This window comes from Streptomyces daliensis, from assembly GCF_054782395.1.
Genome location: NZ_BAAGSO010000094.1, coordinates 262,278 through 283,875, shown reverse-complemented (window position 1 = coordinate 283,875; position 21,598 = coordinate 262,278). Strand labels below are relative to the sequence as shown.

20 protein-coding genes are annotated in these 21,598 nt (G+C 72.7%); 11 read left to right on the top strand and 9 right to left on the bottom strand.

What is annotated here, in order from left to right; genetic code table 11:
* Positions 1 to 94: 94 nt before the first annotated feature.
* The 3 genes from ACYVOO_RS23775 to ACYVOO_RS23765 all read left to right on the top strand — a co-directional run bounded on the left by ACYVOO_RS23775 (position 95) and on the right by ACYVOO_RS23765 (position 3,610).
* Positions 95 to 1,294, top strand: a complete 1,200-nt coding sequence (locus tag ACYVOO_RS23775) for a CaiB/BaiF CoA transferase family protein (RefSeq protein WP_461017714.1) — start codon at positions 95 to 97, stop codon at positions 1,292 to 1,294.
* Positions 1,295 to 1,343: 49 nt separating this feature from the next.
* Positions 1,344 to 2,510 (top strand): acyl-CoA dehydrogenase family protein, encoded by a 1,167-nt coding sequence (locus tag ACYVOO_RS23770; RefSeq protein WP_461017713.1) that lies wholly within the window; start codon positions 1,344 to 1,346, stop codon positions 2,508 to 2,510.
* A gap of 68 nt (positions 2,511 to 2,578) precedes the next feature.
* A complete protein-coding gene (locus ACYVOO_RS23765; RefSeq protein ID WP_461017712.1) occupies positions 2,579 to 3,610 on the top strand; it encodes a phosphotransferase in 1,032 nt (343 codons plus the stop codon).
* Here the strand turns inward: ACYVOO_RS23765 and ACYVOO_RS23760 are convergent.
* Complete coding sequence (locus tag ACYVOO_RS23760; protein ID WP_461017711.1) at positions 3,593 to 4,570, bottom strand: fumarylacetoacetate hydrolase family protein; 978 nt, start codon at positions 4,568 to 4,570, stop codon at positions 3,593 to 3,595. The genes ACYVOO_RS23765 and ACYVOO_RS23760 overlap by 18 nt on opposite strands.
* A 192-nt stretch (positions 4,571 to 4,762) precedes the next feature.
* Positions 4,763 to 6,409, bottom strand: coding sequence for a histidine kinase (locus ACYVOO_RS23755; RefSeq protein WP_461017710.1), 1,647 nt, complete (start codon positions 6,407 to 6,409; stop codon positions 4,763 to 4,765).
* 112 nt (positions 6,410 to 6,521) lie between these two features.
* Here ACYVOO_RS23755 and ACYVOO_RS23750 point away from each other — a divergent pair, with 112 nt between their 5' ends.
* Genes ACYVOO_RS23750 through ACYVOO_RS23740 form a run of 3 tightly spaced genes read left to right on the top strand, consistent with a single transcriptional unit; the run spans position 6,522 to position 8,850 of the window.
* On the top strand, positions 6,522 to 6,926 hold the full coding sequence (locus ACYVOO_RS23750) for a GntR family transcriptional regulator (RefSeq protein ID WP_461017709.1): 405 nt from the start codon (positions 6,522 to 6,524) through the stop codon (positions 6,924 to 6,926).
* The gene (locus ACYVOO_RS23745; protein ID WP_461017708.1) at positions 6,923 to 7,924 is read left to right on the top strand and encodes an ABC transporter ATP-binding protein; all 1,002 of its coding nucleotides are present in this window, start codon (positions 6,923 to 6,925) and stop codon (positions 7,922 to 7,924) included. Before ACYVOO_RS23750 ends, ACYVOO_RS23745 begins: the two co-directional genes overlap by 4 nt.
* A complete protein-coding gene (locus ACYVOO_RS23740) occupies positions 7,921 to 8,850 on the top strand; it encodes a hypothetical protein (protein WP_461017707.1) in 930 nt (309 codons plus the stop codon). The genes ACYVOO_RS23745 and ACYVOO_RS23740 overlap by 4 nt, the downstream gene beginning before the upstream one ends.
* Before the next feature lie 114 nt (positions 8,851 to 8,964).
* On the opposite strand, the gene ACYVOO_RS23735 is transcribed toward ACYVOO_RS23740, so the two are convergent.
* Positions 8,965 to 9,369, bottom strand: coding sequence for a MerR family transcriptional regulator (locus ACYVOO_RS23735; protein WP_461017706.1), 405 nt, complete (start codon positions 9,367 to 9,369; stop codon positions 8,965 to 8,967).
* 288 nt (positions 9,370 to 9,657) lie between these two features.
* Between ACYVOO_RS23735 and ACYVOO_RS23730 the strand changes: the two genes are divergently transcribed.
* Positions 9,658 to 11,163, top strand: coding sequence for a SulP family inorganic anion transporter (locus ACYVOO_RS23730; protein WP_461017705.1), 1,506 nt, complete (start codon positions 9,658 to 9,660; stop codon positions 11,161 to 11,163).
* 27 nt (positions 11,164 to 11,190) lie between these two features.
* On the opposite strand, the gene ACYVOO_RS23725 is transcribed toward ACYVOO_RS23730, so the two are convergent.
* Both ACYVOO_RS23725 and ACYVOO_RS23720 read right to left on the bottom strand, forming a co-directional pair.
* Positions 11,191 to 11,916, bottom strand: a complete 726-nt coding sequence (locus ACYVOO_RS23725) for a response regulator (protein ID WP_461017704.1) — start codon at positions 11,914 to 11,916, stop codon at positions 11,191 to 11,193.
* Positions 11,913 to 13,130 carry a sensor histidine kinase gene (locus ACYVOO_RS23720; RefSeq protein ID WP_461018104.1) on the bottom strand — a complete coding sequence of 406 codons (1,218 nt, stop codon included), beginning with the start codon at positions 13,128 to 13,130 and terminating at the stop codon, positions 11,913 to 11,915. The genes ACYVOO_RS23725 and ACYVOO_RS23720 overlap by 4 nt, the downstream gene beginning before the upstream one ends.
* A gap of 364 nt (positions 13,131 to 13,494) precedes the next feature.
* On the opposite strand from ACYVOO_RS23720, the gene ACYVOO_RS23715 reads away from it, so the two are divergent.
* Positions 13,495 to 14,094, top strand: a complete 600-nt coding sequence (locus ACYVOO_RS23715; RefSeq protein ID WP_461017703.1) for a GlcG/HbpS family heme-binding protein — start codon at positions 13,495 to 13,497, stop codon at positions 14,092 to 14,094.
* A 72-nt stretch (positions 14,095 to 14,166) separates the two neighbouring features.
* Here ACYVOO_RS23715 and ACYVOO_RS23710 read toward each other — a convergent pair whose 3' ends face one another.
* On the bottom strand, positions 14,167 to 15,018 hold the full coding sequence (locus ACYVOO_RS23710) for a helix-turn-helix transcriptional regulator (protein ID WP_461017702.1): 852 nt from the start codon (positions 15,016 to 15,018) through the stop codon (positions 14,167 to 14,169).
* A gap of 223 nt (positions 15,019 to 15,241) precedes the next feature.
* On the bottom strand, positions 15,242 to 16,288 hold the full coding sequence (locus ACYVOO_RS23705; RefSeq protein ID WP_461017701.1) for an extracellular catalytic domain type 1 short-chain-length polyhydroxyalkanoate depolymerase: 1,047 nt from the start codon (positions 16,286 to 16,288) through the stop codon (positions 15,242 to 15,244).
* Positions 16,289 to 16,618: 330 nt separating this feature from the next.
* Between ACYVOO_RS23705 and ACYVOO_RS23700 the strand changes: the two genes are divergently transcribed.
* Positions 16,619 to 17,656 carry an alpha/beta hydrolase gene (locus tag ACYVOO_RS23700; RefSeq protein WP_461017700.1) on the top strand — a complete coding sequence of 346 codons (1,038 nt, stop codon included), beginning with the start codon at positions 16,619 to 16,621 and terminating at the stop codon, positions 17,654 to 17,656.
* 80 nt (positions 17,657 to 17,736) lie between these two features.
* Here ACYVOO_RS23700 and ACYVOO_RS23695 read toward each other — a convergent pair whose 3' ends face one another.
* Positions 17,737 to 18,471 (bottom strand): ABC transporter permease, encoded by a 735-nt coding sequence (locus ACYVOO_RS23695; protein ID WP_461017699.1) that lies wholly within the window; start codon positions 18,469 to 18,471, stop codon positions 17,737 to 17,739.
* A gap of 2 nt (positions 18,472 to 18,473) precedes the next feature.
* Positions 18,474 to 19,478, bottom strand: coding sequence for an ABC transporter ATP-binding protein (locus tag ACYVOO_RS23690; RefSeq protein WP_461017698.1), 1,005 nt, complete (start codon positions 19,476 to 19,478; stop codon positions 18,474 to 18,476).
* Between the two features lie 106 nt (positions 19,479 to 19,584).
* Here ACYVOO_RS23690 and ACYVOO_RS23685 point away from each other — a divergent pair, with 106 nt between their 5' ends.
* Together ACYVOO_RS23685 and ACYVOO_RS23680 are read left to right on the top strand one after the other, a co-directional pair.
* Positions 19,585 to 20,796 carry a sensor histidine kinase gene (locus tag ACYVOO_RS23685; RefSeq protein ID WP_461017697.1) on the top strand — a complete coding sequence of 404 codons (1,212 nt, stop codon included), beginning with the start codon at positions 19,585 to 19,587 and terminating at the stop codon, positions 20,794 to 20,796.
* A gap of 98 nt (positions 20,797 to 20,894) precedes the next feature.
* A complete protein-coding gene (locus ACYVOO_RS23680; RefSeq protein WP_461017696.1) occupies positions 20,895 to 21,572 on the top strand; it encodes a response regulator transcription factor in 678 nt (225 codons plus the stop codon).
* The last annotated feature ends 26 nt before the right edge of the window (positions 21,573 to 21,598 follow it).

Sequence of the window (21,598 nt, the reverse complement as noted above, 5' to 3'; positions counted from 1 at the left end):
AGCGGGGCACGTAACGCTGTTTCAGCGGTGCGGTTGTGAGCGATCATGAGGGTATTCCCGGCACCGGGCCCCGCACGCTCCTGGAGGTCGCCGTATGACCGAGCTACCCGACGCACCCCCGTTGACCGGTATCACCGTCGTCAGCGTCGAACAGGCCGTGGCGGCGCCCTTCGCCACCCGTCAGCTCGCCGATCTGGGCGCCAGGGTCATCAAGGTGGAGCGCCCCGGCGGGGGCGACTTCGCCCGCCGCTACGACGCCACCGTGCACGGCGAGTCCAGCTACTTCGTGTGGCTGAACAGGTCGAAGGAGTCCGTGACGCTGGACCTGAAGTCGGAGCGCGGACGCCACGTACTGGAACAACTGCTCGCGGACGCCGACGTGTTCGTCCAGAACCTGGCCCCGGGCGCGGCGGACCGCATGGGCCTCGGCCCCGAAGCCCTCGCCGCGCGCTTTCCCTCCCTCATCCCGTGCGCGATATCCGGCTACGGCACGAGCGGCCCCTGGGCGGACCGCAAGGCGTACGACCTGCTGGTGCAGTGCCAGACGGGCCTCGTCTCGCTGACGGGCAACGAGCACGGCACCGCACGCGCCGGGGTCTCGGTCGCCGACATCGCCGCGGGCATGTACGCCTACTCGGGCATCCTCACCGCCCTGTTCCGGCGGGCCACCACGGGCGTGGCCCGCGCCGTCGAGGTCTCGCTGTTCGAGGCGCTGGCGGAGTGGGTGAGCCAGCCCGCGTACTACACCCGCTACGGCGGCAGCCAGCCACCCCGCATCGGCACCCAGCACGCGACCATCGCCCCGTACGGCACCTACACCGCCGCCGACGGCAAGGACGTCCTCTTCTCCATCCAGAACGAGCGGGAATGGTCGGCCCTGTGCGAGGGGTTCCTGCGCCGTCCGGAACTCGTCGCCGACCCGCGCTTCGCCACCGGCTCCGCGCGTGTGACGCACCGTCAGGAGCTGAACGCCGTCGTGTCCGCACGGTTCACCGAGTCGGACAGCGCCGAGGTGATGCGGCAGCTCGACGAGGCGGGCATCGCCAACGCGGGAGTCAACGACATCGAGGAGTTCCTCGCCCATCCCGTCCTCAGCGCCCGCGACCGCTGGCGGGACGTGCCGATACCCGGCGGGGCCACGGTGCGGGCACTTCGGCCCCCGGCGGATCTGGCGGGCACCGCGCCGCGCATGGACGCCGTGCCCTCGGCCGGGGAGCACACCGGGGCCGTCCTGGCGGCCCTCGGCTACGGCCGGGACGAGATCGACGCGATGCGCGCCGACCACGTCATCTGAGGCGGCGCGGGCCACATCCGGCACATCCGGACCAGCAAGGGACGTGAGCATGAGCACCCTCGACATCCTGACCGAGGACGAGCGCTTCGTCGTCCGCACGGTGCGCGACTTCGTGGACAAGGAGGTGAAGCCCGTCGTCAGGGAGCTGGAGCACAGCGACACCTACCCCGGGGACCTGATCGAGACGATGAAGCGGCTCGGGGTCTTCGGGCTCGCCGTCCCGGAGGAGTACGGCGGCACACCGGTCTCCACACCCTGCTACGTGCTGGTCGCGGAGGAGCTGGCGCGCGGCTGGATGAGCCTGGCCGGTGCGATGGGCGGCCACACGGTGGTCGCCAAACTGCTGCTGCACTTCGGCACCGAGGAGCAGAAGCGCCGCTATCTCCCCCGCATGGCCACCGGCGAGGTGCGGGCCACCATGGCGCTGACGGAGCCGGGCGGCGGCTCCGACCTCCAGGCCATGCGCACCGTCGCCCGCAAGGACACCGACGGCTATGTCGTCGACGGGACGAAGACCTGGATCACCAACTCGCGCCGCTCCCGGCTCATCGCGCTGCTGTGCAAGACCGACCCGGACGCCACCCCGGCCCACAGCGGCATCTCCGTGCTCCTGGCCGAGCACGGGCCCGGACTGACGGTCTCCCGCGATCTGCCCAAGCTCGGCTACAAGGGGGTCGAGAGCTGCGAGCTGTCCTTCGACGGGTACCGCGCACCGGCCGACGCCGTGCTCGGCGGCGTCGAGGGAAGGGGCTTCGCGCAGATGATGAAGGGGCTGGAGACCGGCCGTCTGCAAGTGGCAGCACGTGCGCTGGGCGTCGGCAGGGCGGCGCTGGAGGACGCGCTCGTCTACGCGCGGGAGCGGGAGTCCTTCGGCAAGCCGATCTGGCGGCACCAGTCGATCGGCAACCTCCTCGCCGACATGGCCACCTCGCTCACCGCGGCCCGCCAGCTCACCCTGTACGCGGCCCGCGAGGCGGAGGCGGGGCGGCGCGTGGACATGGAGGCGGGCATGGCCAAGCTCTTCGCGTCGGAGACCGCCATGGAGATCGCCCTCAACGCCGTCCGTATTCACGGGGGTTACGGCTACTCGACGGAGTTCGACGTCGAGCGGTACTTCCGCGACGCGCCGCTGATGATCGTCGGTGAGGGCACCAACGAGATCCAGCGCAACGTCATCGCGAGCCAGCTCGTCAAGCGAGGAGGTCTCGACGTGTGACCGGCCCTAGCTCCCCGTGCCGGACAACTCGTTCGCGTGCCCAGCGGCCACATGTCTAGGCTGCGCGCATGGTGTCGAGACTGCCGCTGCGGGACGAGCTGCGCACACTGCTCGGCGAGCCCGCCAAGACCCGTCGGTTGAGCAGCAGTCCGCGTTCCCGCGTCTGGCGCGCGGAACTCGGCGGCACCCTGGCGGTCGTCAAGCAGTTCGTCGAGGGGCCGGAGGCCGACGGGCGGTACGCCCGCGAGGTGGCCGCGCTACGGTTCGCGGCGCGGGTCGAACCGCCCGTGGTGCCGCGGCTGCTCGGCACCGATCCGGGCGAGCGCGTGCTGGTACTGGAACATCTGGGACACCGCCGTCCGGCCCCTGACTGGGTGGTCGGCTACACCACCTCCCTGGCCCGCCTACACGCGTCCACCGGGCGGCAGGACGTCGGTGCCCTGCCCGCGTGGACGGGCCCGACCAGCGACGACATCGCTTCGTTCCTCGCCCTCGCCGAGGGAATGGCGGCCCCGGTCCCACCCCGTGTGCACACCGAGCTGGAAGCGCTGGTGGACCGGCTCACCCGGACACCGGGACACAGCCTCCTCCACGGCGACCCGTGCCCCGGCAACGACCTGCACGCCCCCGACGGCGTCCGGTTCATCGACTTCGAGCAGGCGTCACTGGGCCACGGCATCGTGGAACTGGCCTATCCGCGCATCGGCTTCCCGACCTGCTGGTGTGTCACCGCGCCACCCGAAGCACTCCTGGAGGAGGCCGAGACGGCCTATCGCACCACCTGGCGCGCCGAGACCGGCACCGAGGTGACGGGAGACCTCGCCGACGCGTGCGCGGGCTGGCTCATCCGCGGCGACGCGCTGGTTCAGCGGGCCCACCGGGGCACCGTCGACCACCTCGCCCGCGTCCCGGACCACGACTGGACGTGGGGCACGGTGACCGCGCGCCAGCGGCTCGCGCACCGGCTCGGCGTCGTCGCACGGATGACCGCAGAGCACGACGCACTCGGCGCGCTGAGCCGCCTGAGCGCGGATCTGCGCGAGCGCCTCCTCGCCCGGTGGCCCGCGCTCACACCCCCGCCGTCACGACGACCTCGGTAGTCGCTCCCGGCGCCGTCCGGTGGGCAGGGGCACGGGCTTCTGGCCGGGCACCACGGTGTTGGAGACGGTGCCGATGCCCTCGACGGTGAGGGTGACGGTGTCACCGGGGCGCAGGGGCGGGGGAGTGTGCTCGCCCCGCAGGCCCCACAGCTCGGCGAGGCAGCCACCGTTGCCGCAGGTGCCGGAGCCCAGGACATCGCCGGGCACGACGCGCGTACCGCGCGAGGCGTAGGCCGTCATCTCCTCGAAGGTCCAGCTCATGTGCGACAGCAGATCCTCGCCCACCGTCTCGCCGTTGACCTGCGCGGTGAGCGCGAGGCGCAGGAACCCCTCGTCGTCGCGGTACGGCTCCAGCTCGTCGGCCGTGACCAGATACGGGCCCAGTGTGGTGGCGGTGTCCTTGCCCTTGCAGGGACCGAGGCCGACCCTCATCTCGGCGGACTGGAGGTCGCGCGCCGACCAGTCGTTGAAGACGGTGTAGCCGACGATGTGCTCGCGGGCCTGCTCGGGCGTGAGGTCGCGGCCCTCACGTCCGATGACGGCGGCCACCTCCAGCTCGAAGTCGAGCACGGCCGAGCCCGGGGGCACCGGTATGTCGTCGTGTGCGCCGAAGACGGCGTGGGGGTTGGTGAAGTAGAAGGTGGGCGCCTCGTACCACTGCTCCGGCACACCGACGGAACCGTCGACCGACCGGCGCACGCCCTCGACGTGTTCCTCGAAGGTGACGAAGTCCCGTACGGACGCGGGCTGGAGGGGCGGCAGCAGCCGCACTTCGGAGACGTGCGGGCCGGGCGGCGCTTCGAGCGCGGCGGCACCGCCGGCGAGCAGCGCTTCGGGACCGTCCCCTGAGGCGAGGAGCCCGGTGAGCGAGTGGGCACCGGGTACGGGGTGCAGGAAGCCGTCGTCGTCGACGGCGGCGAACCGGTCCTGTCGCTGGTGGTGGTAGGAGGCGAATCGCATGCGGGCTCCGGGTGGTGCGGGAAACGCGAGGCGGTGGGTGTGCGGTGCGGGTGCGGCTTCCTGGTGCGGTGACCAATCTGGACCCGGCGCACCGGATCCGGGAAATCGATCCTGTGGATGCGGGACATCCACGATACCTATCCCCGCTGGTCACCGGCGATGCGCGGGCCGAGTTCGTGGGCGTCGCTCCCGTCAGCGTGCGGCCCGGCCGACACGGGACGCGGTGACGAGGACGCCGTCCGCGAAGCACAGGCGGTAGGCGTCCGACGAGTTGAGGCCGGTGCTGTAGTACACACAGCGCTGCCCACGCGGGACGGGCGGTGCGTCGTCGGGCGGGCCGTCCCGGGTGAACATGGGCATCCGTGCCTCCACGGCCGCCCGCGAGGTGCCGGGGCGCAGCCGGTCGTAGTCGGCCCGCTCCAGTACCGACAGGGAGGAGCTGACGAGACCGACCGGGGCCATCAGCAACGCGATCCCGGCGACCGCCGCCAGCGGTGCGAGGACGGTACGCGCCAGGCTGCGGCGCACGCGCCGCCTGACCCGTTCCAGCTCCCGCGAGGAGGCGGTGGGCGCACCGCGCGGATGGCGGCGCGTCGTCGCGGCGGGCGCGGTGTCCTCGCCACCGGCCGGCAACTCGCCGCCGACGGGCGGTCCGGCGCCGACGGGCAGTTCGGCGGTGACCTCGAAACCGCCCTCCGCCGTGCCGCCCGCGCCGAGGGTGCCACCCGCGAGGCGGACGCGTTCGTCCAGGCCGACGAGCCCGGCCCCACCCGAGACGACCGTGAGCGGGGTGGCGGTGTGCGCGGCGGACGGCCGGCGCGGTTCTGCCGAACGGCGGTCTGGCGCGGGGCCGTTGGTGACGGTGACCGTGCGGACGTCCGCGCCGCCGGTCACCCGTGCGCGCACACGTACGCGCACCTCGGCACCCGGTGCGTGCTTGGCGGCGTTGGTGAGGGACTCCTGCACCACACGGTGTGCGGCGCGCGCGGCCGTCCCGGTGAGCGCCCGCGCCTCGTGGCCGCCTTCGAGCGTGACGGTGAGACCCGCGTCGCACGCGCCCCTGACCAGGTCCTCGACCGTCTCCTCCGGGCGACCGGCCGCGGGCTCATCCGGGAAGCCCGCCGCGCGCTCCCCGTCATCCTCCGCGCGCAGCACGCCGACGATGTCCCGCAGCCGCTCCGTCGCCGCTGCCGCCGCCTCCCTCAGCTCCGCCGCGGCGGCCTGCTGGCGCGTCCCGAGCGTCGGATCGACCTGGAGTGCCCCGGCGCGGATGGCCAGCAGTGTCAGATCGTGTCCGAGCGAGTCGTGCATGTCGCCCGCGATCCTGGCGCGTTCCCGCAGCCGCGCCCGTTCGGCGGCGGCCCGCTGCTGGTGCTCCAACTGCTCGGCCAATTGCCAGCCGGTGCTGGTCAGCTCCGCGTACTGCCGCCGGTAGCGCCCCAGCAGCCATGGCATCACCACGGCGAGCAGCAGTGCCAGGAGCTGCGTCGGCCAGGCCCACAACTCCCGCTCCACGAACGCGCACAGCGGCAGCCCCACGGTGGCTACGCCCCCGAAGAACCCCAGCGCCGACCGCCCCGACGGCATGCGCCGGCCCGCCAGGAAACCGAAGAGCACCAGCGCGGGCCAGTACGCGGGGGCCAGCAGCTCGACGTTCGTCGCGAGGCCCATCGCCACCGGCACGGCCATCGCGGCCAGCGGCCACCGCCCGCACACCTTCGCCGCGACGGCCAGCAACGGCACGGCCATCGCTGCGGTCACCGCGTCCTGACCGTGGGAGGTCACGGCCATGGTGGCGGGCGCGGCGCAGACCGCGAGGAGGAGGACGAGGGTGCGCATGCGCCAAGCATCACCGACACACCAGGGCCCCCGCCCTCGTCTCGTGGAAGTTGACATCCGCGACCCCCTTGGCACACCCTTTCACTACTTGCCTAGTGAAAGGGGGAAGCTTGTGGCCGCGTCGGGAACCATCGAGTTCCGTATCGACCGCCGCAGTGGCGTCGCCACCTACCTCCAGATCGTCCAGCAGACCAGACGAGCTCTGCGCCTCGGCCTGCTGGAACCCGGTGACAAGCTGCCCACGGCCCGTGAGGTCGTCGAGGCGACCGCGATCAACCCGAACACCGTCCTGAAGGCGTACCGGGAGCTGGAACGCGAGGGACTGGTCGAGGCCCGCCGGGGCCTCGGCACCTTCATACGGAAGACGCTCGGCGCCTCCCCCGCCGCGGACTCCCCCTACCGCCAGGGCCTGGCGGACTGGGTGGCGAGCGCGTCCGAGGGGGGCCTGGACCGGGAGGACATGGCGGCCCTCTTCGACTCCGTGCTGAACGATCATTTTCCCCAGGAGAACTCATGAACAGCGCCGCGCCCGCCCTTGAGGCGACCGGACTCGGCATGTCCTACTCGCGGTACCCGCGCCGGAAACAGGACGTCCTCACCGACTGCTCCTTCCGGCTCCCGCAGGGCCGGGTGTGCGCCGTGGTCGGCCCGAACGGGGCGGGCAAGTCCACCCTTTTCGGCCTGGCCGCCGGGCTGCTGCGCCCCACCACCGGCGCCCTGGCCGTCCTGGGAGGGACACCCGCCGAGGCCCGCGACCGTATGGCGTACGCCGCCCAGGACAAGCCGCTGCACCCGCACCTCACCGTCGCCGAGACGCTCCGCTTCGGCGCCGCGCTCAACCGCTCCACCGGCAGGTGGGACCAGCGGGTGGCCGAACGCATCGCGTACGGCGAGGGCGGCCCCGAACCCGAAGCGAAGGTGCGGACGCTCTCCGGCGGCCAGCGCACCCGCGTCGCGCTCGCCCTCGCCCTCGGCAAGCGGGCCGAGCTGCTGCTGCTCGACGAGCCGATGTCCGACCTCGATCCGCTGGTCCGCCAGGAGCTGACCGGGGCGCTCATGGCGGAGGCGGCCGAGCACGGCACCACCATCGTGATGTCGTCACACGTCATCACCGAACTGGAGGGTGCCTGCGACTACCTCCTGCTGCTGGGCGGCGGCCGCGTCCGGCTCGGCGGCGAGACCGACGAGATCACGGCGGCCCACACCCTGCTCACCGTGCCCGCCACGGCCGACCTCGGCGGGCACACCGTCATCGAGGAACGCCCGGCGGGCCGTGGCCGCACCGCGCTGGTACGCACGCACCCGCACGACGAAGACGGCCAACACGGCGACGACGGCGCACACGGGGACATCGGCGGCGACTGGATTGCCGAGCACCCCTCCCTGGAGGAAGTCATCCTGGCCCACCTGCGCCACCCGCAGGCCCCCGCCCTCCTCACCGAGAGCGCCACACCCACCACGCCCACCACCTCCCCGCACACACAGTCCGCACCCTCGCAGGAGACCCCCGCATGAGCACCACCAAGACCCCCGCGTCAGCGCCGGGCCGCACGGACACGGCACGCCCCGGCCGACTGTGGGCGATACTCCGGCTGCACCGCACAGCGCTGTGGATCTGGACCGCCTTCGTCGTCATCGCGGCGGGCGCCCTCCTCTGGCTGCGCCTGGGCCCGGACGCGACGGCAGCCGTGCAGTTGCAGGCGGGCTGCGGCACCCCCGGCCACCGCGCCTGCAACCTGACCCCCGCGAGTGAGGACTTCTACGCCTTCCAGCGCAACCTCATGGGCGTGGGCTCGTTCCTGCGCAACCTCGCACCTGTCGTGGCCGCCTGGGCGGGCGCCGCGCTGATCGGCCGCGAGCTGGAGAACGGCACCGCCGGGCTGGCCTGGTCCCAGTCCGTCCGCCCCGTCAGGTGGCTCGCGGAGAAGCTCGCCGTCCCCGCCGTCCTCCTGACCGTGGGGACGGGCCTCCTCGTCGTCCTGTACCGGGGGCTCCTCGACTGGGCCGCCGACCACCACCTGCTCACCGCGGGCTACGAGGCCAATGACCTCTACTTCGCCGTCGGCCCGGCGCTCGTCGCGTATACGCTGCTCGGCCTGGCCCTCGGCGCGCTCGCCGGTCTGCTGGTGCGCAGGGCACTGGGCGCGCTGGCCGTCGGCGCCGTGGCCGCCTGGGCCGTCGCCTGGCTGATCGGCCCGTGGCGCACCCGGATCTGGCCCGCCGTCACCTCCGTCGGCAAGGGCGAGGGCCCCTGGGGGTACACGGTGAGGCCGTGCGAGTGGAACCAGTCCGAGTTCCGGTACTCCGTCGACGCCTGCCTCGGCGCCCGCCCCGCCTCCCACTACTGGCCCGCGCAGCTCGCGGAGACCGGCTTCCTCCTCGCCCTGGCCGCCGTTGCCACGCTGGCCGCCTTCTGGCTGCTCCGCCGCCGTACGCCGTAACCGACCCGTACGCCGTCACCAGCGGACGGAGGCGGCGGCCGCCGCGCACAGGCCGCCGTCTCCGCCGACGTGTCAGGGGGAGCGGACGTGGTGTGACGCGGCGGCGCGGTCGCGTCAGGGGGCGGGAGCCCGTGTGAGGTGTGCGCGCAGCGTGGCGGCGAACTCCTCGGCCCGCGCCAGTTGGGTGCGCAGATCCCGTACCCGCTGCCGCGCGGCTTCCTCGAAGCCGCGCACCCGTTCCACCAGTTCCTCGCGCTCCGCGGCCGACAGCTCCTCGCCGGAGTCGAGACGGTCGGTGGCCGCGAGCAGCTCGCGCATCTCGTCCAGGCTGAAACCCAGCGGCTTCATGCGGCGGATGACCATCAGCCGGGCGACGTCGGCCTCGTTGTACAGCCGGAACCCGCCCTGGGAACGGGCGGAGGGGACGACCAGGCCCGTCTCCTCGTAGTGCCGGATGGTGCGCAGCGACAGCTCGGTCCGTGCCGCGACCTCGCCGATCTGCATGTGCTCGCCGCTCACGCGCCCGCCTTCCTCGTCCCTCGTCCTCGCTCGCCGCGGTCACGGTGACCGTCCGCGATCTCTACCGTAACGTTAGGGTAGGGTCCGTTGGTGCCGAGGCCCGTGTGCCGCCCGCTCCATGGTGCGGGGTGCCTCTCGCGACCTTCGCTGTGCCGGGGCCGAGGACGCGGCCGGCGAAGACCGACGCACGCGGGTTCCACGGACGGCCGCCCGGCCGCACCGGCCGCTCCGCGCCTTTCCGCACGTCCAGGGTGATGCCTGACGTGCCCGAGAACGACAGGTTGCCTCTTGTCCACGTCCGCTCCGTCCCCGGCCGCGCGCCTGCGCGGCCTGCGACCCGGCTGGCTGTCAGAGCCGAAGGCCTGGCGCACCGAGATCCTGGCCGGTCTGGTGGTCGCGCTCGCGCTGATCCCCGAGGCGATCTCGTTCTCGATCATCGCCGGGGTCGACCCCGCGATCGGCCTGTTCGCGTCCTTCACCATGGCCGTGACCATCTCGGTCGTCGGCGGCCGCCGCGCGATGATCTCCGCGGCGACGGGTGCGGTCGCCCTGGTCATGGCCCCGCTCAACCGCGAGCACGGCCTCGGGTATCTGGTCGCGGCGGTCATCCTGGCCGGTGTCTTCCAGATCGTCCTCGGCGCGCTCGGTGTCGCCAAGCTGATGCGGTTCGTGCCCCGCAGCGTGATGGTCGGCTTCGTCAACGCCCTCGCCATCCTGATCTTCATGACCCAGGTGCCCGAGATGCACGACGTGCCCTGGCCCGTCTACCCGCTGATCGTCGGCGGGCTGGCGCTGATGGTGTTCTTCCCGCGCGTCACCAAGGTGGTCCCGGCCCCGCTGGTCTCCATCGTCGTCCTCACCGTCATCACCGTCGCCGCCGGGATCGCGGTGCCGACCGTGGGCGACAAGGGCGAGCTGCCCTCCTCCCTGCCGGTGCCCGGGCTGCCTGACGTGCCGTTCACGGCGGACACCCTCACCACCATCGCCCCCTACGCGCTCGCGATGGCGCTGGTGGGCCTGATGGAGTCGCTGATGACCGCAAAGCTGGTCGACGACATCACCGACACCCACTCCTCCAAGACCCGCGAGTCCATCGGCCAGGGCGTCGCCAACATCGTCACCGGTCTCTTCGGCGGCATGGGCGGCTGCGCGATGATCGGCCAGACGATGATCAACGTGAAGGTGTCAGGCGCCCGCACCCGCCTGTCCACGTTCCTGGCGGGCGCGTTCCTGATGGTGCTGTGCATCGTCTTCGGGCCCGTCGTCTCCGACATCCCCATGGCAGCGCTGGTCGCGGTGATGGTGATGGTGTCCTACGCGACCTTCGACTGGCACTCCATAGCGCCCGGGACCCTGCGGCGGATGCCCGCTGGAGAGATCGCCGTCATGGTCGTCACCGTGGCCTGCGTGGTCGCCACGGACAACCTCGCCATCGGTGTCGTCGTCGGATCCGTCACGGCGATGGTCATCTTCGCCAAGCGTGTCGCCCACCTCGCACACGTCACCTCGGTCACCGACCCCGAGGGCGGCAGTGTGGTCTACTCCGTCACCGGTGAGCTGTTCTTCGCCTCCTCCAACGACCTCGTCGGGCGGTTCCGCTATGCCGACGACCCCGAGAAGGTCGTCATCGACCTGACCGACGCGCACATCTGGGACGCCTCGTCCGTCGCGGCGCTGGACACCATCGGAACGAAGTACGCGCAGTACGGCAAGACCGTCGAGATCATCGGCCTCAACGAGCCGAGCGCCCGCATCCACGAGAAGCTCAGCGGCGAACTCACCGGCGGCCACTGACACCTCGTCAGGGCGGCAGACGCTTCGTCAGGACAGCAGGCGCTGCTCCTTGACCACCGCCACCGCTCCGGCGCGGGTGTCCACACCGAGCTTGTCGTAGATGCGGCCGAGGTGGGTCTTCACCGTCGCCTCGCTGATGAACAGTGCCTTGGCGATGTCGCGGTTGCCCAGGCCCCGGGCGAGCTGGCCGAGGATGTCGCGCTCGCGGCCTGTGAGGGCGGGGCGCGGGGCGCGCATGTTGGCCATCAGCCGCCCGGCGACCGGGGGCGAGAGCGCCGTGCGGCCCTGGGCCGCCGCGTGGATCGCGGCGAACAGCTCGTCCGGGTGCTCGGCCTTCAGCAGATAGCCGGTCGCGCCCGCCTCGATGGCGCGGGTGACGTCGGCGTCCGTGTCGTACGTGGTGAGCACCAGGACGTGGGGGGTCCGACGGGTGCCGGTGCCGGTGTCGGTGTCGGCGTCCGTGCCGGTGCCGGTGTCGGTGCTGGTCAGGCGGCGGGTGGTCTCCACGCCGTCGATGCCGCCGCCGAGCTGGAGGTCCATGAGGACCACGTCGGGGCCCAGCTTCGCGGCGAGCGCGAGCGCCTCCTCGCCGGTGCCCGCCTCCCCGACGACCTCGATGTCCGGCGCGCTGTCCAGCAGGGCCAGCAGCCCGGCCCGTACGACCACGTGGTCGTCGCACACCAGGATCCGCACCGGGGCCGACGCGTGGGCCGAAGGCGTGGCGGTGTTCGTGGCCGGGGGTGGTGTGTTCACTGCGGGGGCTCCAGGGGGATCGCGGCGGACAGGACGGCGCCCTCGCCGGGTGCCGACTCGATGGTGAGGGTGCCGCCCAGTTGCCTGACCCGGGCGCGGATCGCGGGGAGGCCGTGGCCGCGTGTCCCGGTGGGCGCTTCGCGCAGCGTCGCCGGGTCGAAGCCGCAGCCGTCGTCGGCGATGTCCAGGACGACCTGGTCGCCGAGGACGGTGAGGGTGAGCGCGGCGGTGCGCGCGCCGGAGTGTTCGCGCACGTTGGCGAGGGCGCCCTGCGCGATACGGAGAAGGCCGGAGCGCACCCGGTCGGGCAGCGGGGTGGGCGTGGGGAGCGGGGCAGGCGGAGTGAGCGCGGTATCGTGCGCCGAGGGGTCCTCGACGCGGACGCGGACCGTGAGGCCGCCGTCGCTCTCGCGCGCCGCGAGCGTACGCAGAGCTTCCGGGAGGCCGCCGCCCCGGGCGAGGTCGACGGGGGCCAGGTCGTGCACGAAGCGGCGGGCCTCGGCGAGATTGTGCTCGGCGATCGACGCGGCGGTACGGACGTGTCCGCGTGCCTTGTCCGGATCGGCCTCCCAGGTGCGGTCCGCGGCCTGGAGCAGCATCCGCTGGCTGGACAGGCCCTGGGCGAGGGTGTCGTGGATCTCCATCGAGAGGCGCTGGCGCTCGGCGAGGGTGCCCTCGCGGCGTTCTGTGGCGGCGAGTTCGCGACGGGTGCGCACCAGGTCGTCGATCAGGGACCGCTGCCGGGCCGCCTGCCGCCGCATATAGACGAAGATCGCGGTGGCGAAGGTGGCGACGGCTGCCGGGCCGACCACCGTGTCCAGGTCGAACCGCCGGGCAAGGGTCAACTGCGCGATGATCACGAAGACGGTGAGGACGCCGACCAGGACGTAGGCGGCCAGCGGCGGCAGGGTGCGCAGCGCCGCGTAGAAGAGGGGCACCGCGACCCAGGCGAAGCTCGGCGCCAGCTCCACCAGCACCGCCCACACCGCGACGACAGCGCCCAGCCAGATCAGGCGCCGGACCGGCGGCCACGGCACCCTGCCGCCCGGCGGCAGCGGCGGAACCGCGGGGGCGCCCCGGCTGGGCCCCGCCGCGTACAGCACGACCAGCACCACCGCCAGCGCGATCACCCACGGGGCGCGTACCTCGCCGCCGTGCCGCTGCACGAAGCGGGCCATGGACGAGCCGAGCAGCAGGAAGAACGTCACGTGCATGACGGCCGCCAGCCACCGGGCGTCCGGATCGACGTCGCGCACTCGCTCTTCCGCGTGCACCGTGCACCGCCTTCCTGGACGCGCCGAGCCGGCCGGGGCCGTCTCCATACCCGTACCCGTGCCCGCACCCGTACCACCTGAGCTGGGGAAACACCCTCATTGTCCCCCGGCCGGGCCGCGCCGGGGTCATCCGATCGGCTGACCCCGGTGTCGCCCGGACGGCATGCCGCATCCAGCCGGTACGACGACGGGAACCGGGCGGAAGCGGCCCCAGGATGGATCTCGGAGCAGGCGGCGCGACCCCTTCCGCCACCACTGCTCCGTCACCTCGGAACGTCCCCATGAACACCTGGAGTCGGCAGTCATGAAGCACACCGTGAAGCACGCCATGAAGGTCTCCCGCCGCACCCGAGTCGTCACCGGTGGCGCGCTGGCCGCCGCCGTCGCCCTCGGCGGCTTCGGCGCGTGGTCCGCGAGCGCGTCCTCCCCGGCCCCGGCCGTCCAGACCGCCGCCGTCGCCGCGAAGGGCGCGGCCAAGTCCGACGCGAAGAGCGCGGGCCTCGTGCGGTCCACCCACCTGAGCATCGGGGCCGCCACCGAGGCGGCCCAGGCCGCGCTCAAGGCCGCGCAGAAGGAGAACCAGCGGGTCTCCGTCGCCGTCGTGGACCGCGACGGCAACACCCTCGTCACCCTGCGCGGCGACGGCGCCGGTCCGCAGTCCTACGAGTCCGCCGAGAAGAAGGCGTACACCGCCGTCTCCTGGAACGCCCCGACCTCCGAGCTGGTCAAGCGCCTGGACAACGCGCCGACCCTCAAGGACATCCCCGGCACCCTGTTCCTCCCCGGCGGTGTCCCGGTCACCGCCAAGGACGCGCCGGTCGCCGGTGTCGGTGTCGCGGGTGCGCCGTCCGGCGACCTGGACGAGAAGTTCGCCCGCGCCGGTGCCGCCGCGCTCGCCGGGTGACCACACCGTGTGACAGGGCTCGGAGCGGTACGTAGCGCCACATGGCGGCACGTAGCGCTCCGGACCGGCCGGTCAGCGGCGGTGACGGGGCTCCTCGGTCTGGCGCCGGGTCGCGTGGACGGAGCCGAGGAGGTGCAGGGCCTCGGCGCTGGAACTGCCCGGCTCGGCGTGGTAGATGACGAGCTGCTGGCCGGGCGCGTCGCGTACGTCGAACGTCTGGTAGGTGAGAGCGAGCGGGCCGACGTCGGGGTGGAGGATGTGCTTGGCGTCCCGCGTCTTGCCGCGCACGGTGTGTGCGTTCCAGAGGCGGGAGAACTCCGGGCTGTGTGCGCCGAGGGTGCGGACGAGTTCGTTCAGTCGCGGGTTGTCCGGCTCGAACCCGACCGCCTGGCGCAGATTGGCGACGGTGGCCTCGGCCGTCCTGTTCCAGTCCGCGTAGAAGTCGCGGCCCACGGGGTCGAGGAACGTCATGCGGGCCAGGTTGTCCACCGGGTCGAACGGCGCGTAGAGGGCGTCGGCCAGCGCGTTGGTGGCGAGGAGGTCCAGGGTCCGGCTCATGACGAGCGCCGGAGTGTTCGGGTAGCCGTCCATCAGCTGGCGCAGCGCGGGACCGACCCGCTCGGGCGTGCGGGCGCCGGGCCGGTCGTCCGGCACCGCCCCGGCCAGCCGGTACAGGTGCGCGCGGGCGTCCGCGTCGAGACACAGGGCGTGGGCGAGCGCCTCGATCACCTGGGGCGAGGGGTTGCGCTCGCGGCCCTGTTCCAGCCGGGTGTAGTAGTCGGCGTTCACACCGGCCAGTACGGCCACCTCCTCGCGGCGCAGCCCGGCGACCCTGCGGGCGCCGTAGCTCGCCATGCCCACGTCCTGCGGCTGGAGGTCGGCGCGCCGCGCGCGCAGGAAGTCTCCCAGGTGATTGTCGGCCATGTGCCCACGGTATGCGGTGGCCCGGCGTGCTGCCTGGGTGCGCCGCACCCAGGCAGCACGCGCCCTGGGCCATGCCCGCTGACCTGCGCTGATCTGCGCGGACACGCAGGACACGCGGGACACAGGGGAGGCGCCGGAGCCGGTATCGCCAGAAGTCGGACGTAACTGCCGGTACCGCGGGGCGGGGCGAGGCCGCGGTACCGGCGCACTCCGGTCCGGCGGCTCAGCCGCCGAGACCGAAGAACTTGGCGGCGTAGTACGGGCCGCACAGCGAGTCGTGCCCCTGGCCGAGGGTGCCGCACTTGTCGATCCCGGTGCCGGGATCGATGGGCGGCTCATGCCCCATCGAGTTGATCAGATACGTCTCGACCTGCCCGCTGCCGTACACCTGCTTCGTCACGCCGAGGGCCGGGCGCGAGGTGGCGGACGGGGTCTGCGAGAGGCCCAGCGTGTCGGTCCAGCCGTCGCGCTGCTTCTCCAGCGAGTTCTGGTTGATGAGCGGGTCGGAGCCGCCGTGCCAGATCTGCACACGGGGCCGCGGGCCGGTGTACCCGGGGTAGGCGGAGCGGATCTTGTCGCCCCACTCCTCGGCGTCGAGGGTGTTGAAGCGGCCGGGGCAGGGCGCGAGGGAGCCGGTGTCGAAGTAGTCGTCCTCGTTGTCGGCGCACCCGTAGGCCATGCCGAAGAACACCGCGCCCGCCTTGAACACCTCCGGGTAAGCGGCGAGCATCACGTTCGTCGCGGCGCCACCGCCCGAGTACCCGGTGGCGTAGACGCGGTTCGCGTCGACCGCGTAGTTCGCCTTCATGTAGTCGACCATCTCGATCACGGAGCGGGCCTCGCCCCGGCCGTCGTGGGTGCGGTCGGCCTCGTTCCACGCGCTGAAGCACTTGTGCGGCACGATGCCGCCCGAGCCGACGTTCTCGTCCTTCTGCTCGGGGAAGACGATCGTGAACCCGTAGGCGTCGGCGTACTTGCGCCACCCCGTGTTGACGTCCAGATCCCGCGCCGCGCCGCCGCAGTGGTGGAAGAGGACCACGACGGGCGCGCCGGTCCGCGCCTTCTCCGGGACGTACGCGAACATCTTCAGGTTGCCCGGGTTGCTGCCGAAGTCGCGCACCTCGTGGAAGCCGGTCTGCGCCGCCTGCGCCCGCGCGGGTTCGAGGGCGAGCAGCGAGGTCGCCAGTACCGCGACGACCGCCGCCAGTACGGCTCCGGTTCTGAGCCCTTTGAGGCGGGGTAACGCGCCCGCCACGCCGTGAGCGTCCATCCTCACAGCGTGGGGGCGCGTGTGCGGGGTGGCATCGGCAGAATCACCGGTTCCGGCCGGTGGACCGGGCTTCCGGTACCTCTTCCGGTACCTCTTCCGGTACCTCTTCCGGTACCTCTTCCGGTACCTCTTCCGGTACCTCTTCCGGTACCTCTTCCGTGGCCGCCGCCCGTCGCCCGGCCAAACTTCCTGGACGCGTGCACGGGCCACGGGCGATGATCGTCCTCCGGTCCGCGAGGGCGTGGCCGCGTGGTCGCGCGGCCAGCGGCGCCGGGCCCGGCCGTGACCGTGCCCGCGGCGGAGCACCCCCCCACCCTGGAGAAACGCACCATGAGCGAGAGCCCCCGCACTCCCGGCCTTCCGGACCCCGGACTCGCGAACCCTGCGGGACCGCTGCCCGCGCCCCCCTTCGACCCGCAGCTCGCACCCGTACTGGACGACATCGGAGAGCTGCGCGACGCCGCACCCGCGTCGCCCGCCGAAGTCCCGGCATGGCGTGCGCGGCTCGGTCAGCTCGCCCCTGACCCGACGCTGGAGGAACTGCGGGCCGACGGCGCCTACGAGGTGACGGAGCGTCATGTGCCAAGCCCCGAGGGGGCTCCCGACGTCCCCCTGGTGATCGCCCGGCCCGCAGGGCTGGAGCCCGGCGCACCCGTCGTCTACCACGTGCACGGCGGCGGGATGATCGGCGGCAGCAGCCGCGCCGGACTCGCGGGCCTCCTGGAGGAGTGGGCGGTGCCGCTGGGCCTTGTGGTGGTGTCCGTCGAGTACCGGCTCGCCCCCGAACACCCCTACCCGGCCGGGGTGGAGGACTGCTACGCGGGACTGGAGTGGACCGCGCGGCACGCCACGGAGATCGGCGGCGACCCCGAGCGGATCGTCGTCGCGGGCGGCAGCGCGGGCGGCGGCCTGACCTGCGCGCTGGCCCTGCTGGCGCGCGACCGCGAAGGCCCGGCCATCGTCGGCCAGTTGGCGATGTGCCCCATGCTCGACGACCGCAACGACACCCCGTCAGCGCGACAGCTCGAAGGGCGCGGGCTGTGGGACCGGCGCGCCAACCACGTCGGCTGGTCCTCCCTGCTCGGCGAGGCACGCGGCACCGAGCAGGTGTCCCCGTACGCGGCCCCCGCCCGCGCCCGGGACCTCTCCCGGCTGGCCCCGGCCTTCATCGACGTGGGCTCGGCCGAGACCTACCGCGACGAAGCCGTCGTCTACGCCACGCGCATCTGGCAGGCGGGCGGCGAGGCCGAACTGCATGTGTGGGCGGGCGGCTTCCACGGCTTCGACCAGATGGCGCCCCACGCCCGGCTCTCCCAGGACGCACGCCGCGCGCGGCTCCAGTGGCTGGGCCGCATCCTGGAACGCTGACAGAGGCACCGGACACGTCGTCTGTCACCCATTACGCGTTATCTGTCATCTGTTATCTGTTATCGGTTACCTGTCATCTGTCACGCGTCGCGCCGGTGAACAGCCCACCAGCCCGCGAGCAGCGCGGCAGTCGCCCACAGCGCGGTCACCGCGAGGCCCGTCCACGGCCCGAGAACGCCGTCCGGGTGCTGGTGCAGTATCTGTTGCCCGGCGCGGTCGGGCAGATAGGCGGCGGCGTCACCGGCGAGGTCCCCGACCACGAAGGACACGATCAGCAGGAAGGGCACCAGCAGGCTCAGCACCGCGACGGCGCTGCGCAGCACGAAGGTGAGCCCGGCGGCGAACGAGGCCATCAGGGCGAGGTAGAGCCCCGCGCCGAAGCAGGCCCGCAGCGCGCCCGGTTCGCCCGGGCCGATGGCGTCCTCGCCGAGGAACGCCTGCCCGGTGAAGAAGGCGGCGAAGGCCGTGACGAGTCCGACGGCGAGTGCTGAACAGACCACGACGGCCGTCTTGGCCGCGTAGAAGAGCCCCCGGACCGGCACGGCGGACAGCGAGATCCGCAGCGCGCCGTTCGCGTACTCGGACGAGACGGCGGTGGCGCCGAAGGCGAGAGCGGCGATCTGCGCGAAGTTGATCGCGTAGAAGGCCCCGAAGAGGGGGTCCCCGCCGCCGAGCTTCCCCGCCTGGCCGACGGTGGCGAAGACCAGCAGGGTGATCGCGAGTGTGGCGACGAAGACCGAGAGGAGGGAACCGAGGCAGGCACGGATCGATCTGATCTTGATCCACTCGGAGTGGAGCACCGCGGTGACAGACATCGTCAGACCTCCTGCGTGGTGACCGGGGGCGCGGATGTGGACGTGGGGGAGGTGGTGGGGGTGGCGAACTCCGCCTCGTCCGCGGTGAGCGCGAGATACGCCTGCTCCAGGGACGCGCGCTCGTCGGCGAGTTCGACGACGGGAATGCCCTCGCGCGCTGCGACGGCCCCGACCTCCTCGGCGCCGGCACCCTCGACGACCCACCGGCCGCCCCTGCCCACGCCCTCGTCCCTGCCGCCGTCCCCCTCCCCCTCCCTCTCCCCGTCCTCCACGACCGTGTGCCCCTCGGCGAGTAGCGCGGCACGCAGCCGGACCGGATCGCCGGTGCGCACACGCACGCGCGGGCTGCTGTGCCGGGCGATGAAGTCCCGCATGGGGAGGTCGGCGAGGAGCCGCCCCCGGCCGAGGACGACGAGGTGGTCGGCGAATGTCGCGGTCTCGTTCATCAGGTGACTGGAGACCAGGACCGTGCGCCCCTCGCGGGCGAGCCGCCGCAGCAACTCGCGGATCCAGACGATCCCCTCCGGGTCGAGACCGTTGGACGGCTCGTCCAGCAGCAGCACGTGCGGGTCCCCGAGCAGCGCGGCGGCGATGCCCAGGCGCTGGCGCATGCCGAGCGAGAACGTCCGTACGCGTCGGCGCGCCGCCGTGGCCAGACCGGTCTCCTCCAGCACCTCGTCCACGCGGCGGGCCGGTATGCGATTGCTGACGGCGAGGAAGCGCAGATGGTCGCGGGCGGTACGGGAGCCGTGTGCCGCGTGCGCGTCCAGCAGCGCGCCGACCGTACGGAGGGGTTCGTGGAGCGTCGCGTACGGACGGCCGTCGACGGTGGCGGTGCCGGAGGTGGGGCGGTCGAGGCCGAGCACGAGACGCATCGTGGTGGATTTGCCCGCGCCGTTCGGGCCGAGGAACCCGGTGACCCGGCCCGGTGCGACGGTGCACGTCAGGCTGTCGACGGCGCGGGTGCCGCCGTACTCCTTCGTGAGGTCTTCGAGGTTGATGGTCATGGCCTCAGCGTGGCCGTGCGGGAGATCCCCTACATCCCCAGGGGGAGGGGGTCGTGTCCCCCGCGAGGGGGAGTCGCCGTACCGCCCGTTCTGCCACGATGAGGCCATGCCGGGCCTTCTCTCGCCGCTGACGCGTGCGGTCACCTACACCCGCTGGCTTCATCTGCTGGCGAGTTCGGTCGTGCCGTTCGTCTGCGCCGCGATCTGGCCGGGCCTGAACAGCCCTTCACCGGACGATTGGGTGATCGCCGTAGTGCCCGTCCCTCTGGCCCTGCTCGCGGCCATGGTGCCCGTGGTGCGCAGGGCGGAAGGTCTCCAGGCACGGCTGATGCTGTTCCCCGGACCGCACGCACGGGTGCGGAGCGACGCGGATCAGGGGGTCTCCGCCGTTCCCTCCGCCTCGCTCCGTGACCGCGCGAGGACCGCCGTGTGGCTCGTGCTGCGTCTGGAGGCGGGACTCATCGTCGCCCTGGTCACGGGGCAGGGCATGGCATTCTCGCTGACGTTCACGGGCGCGGCCCTGGGCCGGGCCGATGTCGCAGACCCGATAGTGCGGCTCCCGGGGACGGGCTGGGCCTACGGCCTGCTGGTGCCGGTGATCGTGCTGCTGACGGTCGCCGTGGCCGTCGGCGCCGGAGCCCTCATGGCCATGGCCGCCCGTCGGCTGCTCGGCCCCTCGGCCAAGGAGCGCCTGGCCGAACTGGAGGAGCGCACCGAGCGGATGCTGGAGCACAACCGCATAGCCCGTGAGCTGCACGATTCCATCGGCCACGCCCTGACGCTCGCCGTGGTGCAGGCGGGCGCCGCCAGGACGGCAGCCGATCCGGAGTTCACCGACCGGGCGCTGGAGACGGTCGAGGAGACGGGCAGGGCAGCGCTGGAGGATCTGGAACGGGTGCTGATGGTGCTCCGCGAGATACCACCGCCCCTCGGCTCCCGCCCGGCCCTCGGCGAGGTGGACCGCCTGCTCGACTCCGCCCGGTCCTCGGGCGCGCAGGTCGATGCCGAGGTGACCGGACCGCTGGAACAGGTGGCGGGCCCCGTCTCCCGCGAGGGCTATCGAATACTCCAGGAGGCCCTCACCAACGTGCTGCGGCACGCGGGCCCGGTACCGGTCCGCGTCCGCGTCGCGGTGGAAGAGGCGCGGCTGCGGCTGGAGGTGCGCAATCCGCTGGCCGCGGCGGCCGCGGCCACCGGCACGGGCGGAGGCAGCGGACTGCGCGGGGTGCGCGAGCGTGCCGCGCTGCTCGGAGGGGAGGCACGGGCGGGGCCCGAGGACGGACAGTGGCTGCTGCACGTCGATCTGCCGCTGCGGTGACCGGGGTGTCTCCCGTGTCCGGTCTACCGCGTCCCGTGTCCCCGGTGCTCCAGAGGCCATCGGGCACGTCCCGGTTCCACACCGCCTAGGCTGCCCGTATGCCGCCGCTCACCGTGCTTCTCGTCGATGACGAGCCCCTGGTCAGGGCGGGCCTGCGCGCCGTGCTGGAGGCTCAGCCGGACATCGAGGTGGTGGGCGAGGCGGCCGACGGGGCCGCGGTCATCCCGCTCGTGAGGCAACTGCGCCCCGATGTCGTGGCCATGGACGTCCGGATGCCGCTGATGGACGGCATCGAAGCCACCCGGGCGGTGCTGCGCACGGTGCCGCACCCGCCGAAGATCGTCGTGGTGACGACCTTCGAGAACGACGAGTACGTGTACGGGGCGCTGCGCGCGGGCGCCGACGGGTTCCTGCTCAAGCGGGCACGCCCGGCGGAGATCGTGCACGCCGTGCGGCTGGTGGCCGAGGGCGATTCGCTGCTGTTCCCCGCCGCCGTACGGAGGCTGGCGGCGGCGTACGGGGAGAACGCCGCCGCGGACGGCGGCAACGCCGCTGCCCGTACGGTCCTTGAACGCGCCGCGCTCACGGACCGGGAGGGCGAGGTGCTGCGTCTCATGGCGCGCGGCCTGTCGAACGCGGAGATCGCGGCGCGCCTGGTGGTGGGCACCGAGACCGTCAAGTCGCACGTCAGCTCCGTGCTGGCGAAGCTCGGGGCGCGGGACCGCACTCAGGCGGTCATCGCGGCGTACGAGTCCGGCTTTGTCTCCCCGGGCTGACGGCACGGTGGCCCCGTGAGGCGCCA

Coding starts and splice junctions, on each gene's coding strand:
- ACYVOO_RS23680 (WP_461017696.1), top strand. CDS start 20,895: ATGCCGCCGCTCACCGTGCTTCTCGTCGATGACGAGCCCCTGGTCAGG.
- ACYVOO_RS23720 (WP_461018104.1), bottom strand. CDS start 13,130: ATGCACGTGACGTTCTTCCTGCTGCTCGGCTCGTCCATGGCCCGCTTC.
- ACYVOO_RS23705 (WP_461017701.1), bottom strand. CDS start 16,288: ATGGACGCTCACGGCGTGGCGGGCGCGTTACCCCGCCTCAAAGGGCTC.
- ACYVOO_RS23745 (WP_461017708.1), top strand. CDS start 6,923: ATGAACAGCGCCGCGCCCGCCCTTGAGGCGACCGGACTCGGCATGTCC.
- ACYVOO_RS23740 (WP_461017707.1), top strand. CDS start 7,921: ATGAGCACCACCAAGACCCCCGCGTCAGCGCCGGGCCGCACGGACACG.
- ACYVOO_RS23765 (WP_461017712.1), top strand. CDS start 2,579: ATGGTGTCGAGACTGCCGCTGCGGGACGAGCTGCGCACACTGCTCGGC.
- ACYVOO_RS23760 (WP_461017711.1), bottom strand. CDS start 4,570: ATGCGATTCGCCTCCTACCACCACCAGCGACAGGACCGGTTCGCCGCC.
- ACYVOO_RS23695 (WP_461017699.1), bottom strand. CDS start 18,471: ATGTCTGTCACCGCGGTGCTCCACTCCGAGTGGATCAAGATCAGATCG.
- ACYVOO_RS23755 (WP_461017710.1), bottom strand. CDS start 6,409: ATGCGCACCCTCGTCCTCCTCCTCGCGGTCTGCGCCGCGCCCGCCACC.
- ACYVOO_RS23685 (WP_461017697.1), top strand. CDS start 19,585: ATGCCGGGCCTTCTCTCGCCGCTGACGCGTGCGGTCACCTACACCCGC.
- ACYVOO_RS23710 (WP_461017702.1), bottom strand. CDS start 15,018: ATGGCCGACAATCACCTGGGAGACTTCCTGCGCGCGCGGCGCGCCGAC.
- ACYVOO_RS23775 (WP_461017714.1), top strand. CDS start 95: ATGACCGAGCTACCCGACGCACCCCCGTTGACCGGTATCACCGTCGTC.
- ACYVOO_RS23700 (WP_461017700.1), top strand. CDS start 16,619: ATGAGCGAGAGCCCCCGCACTCCCGGCCTTCCGGACCCCGGACTCGCG.
- ACYVOO_RS23690 (WP_461017698.1), bottom strand. CDS start 19,478: ATGACCATCAACCTCGAAGACCTCACGAAGGAGTACGGCGGCACCCGC.
- ACYVOO_RS23770 (WP_461017713.1), top strand. CDS start 1,344: ATGAGCACCCTCGACATCCTGACCGAGGACGAGCGCTTCGTCGTCCGC.
- ACYVOO_RS23715 (WP_461017703.1), top strand. CDS start 13,495: ATGAAGCACACCGTGAAGCACGCCATGAAGGTCTCCCGCCGCACCCGA.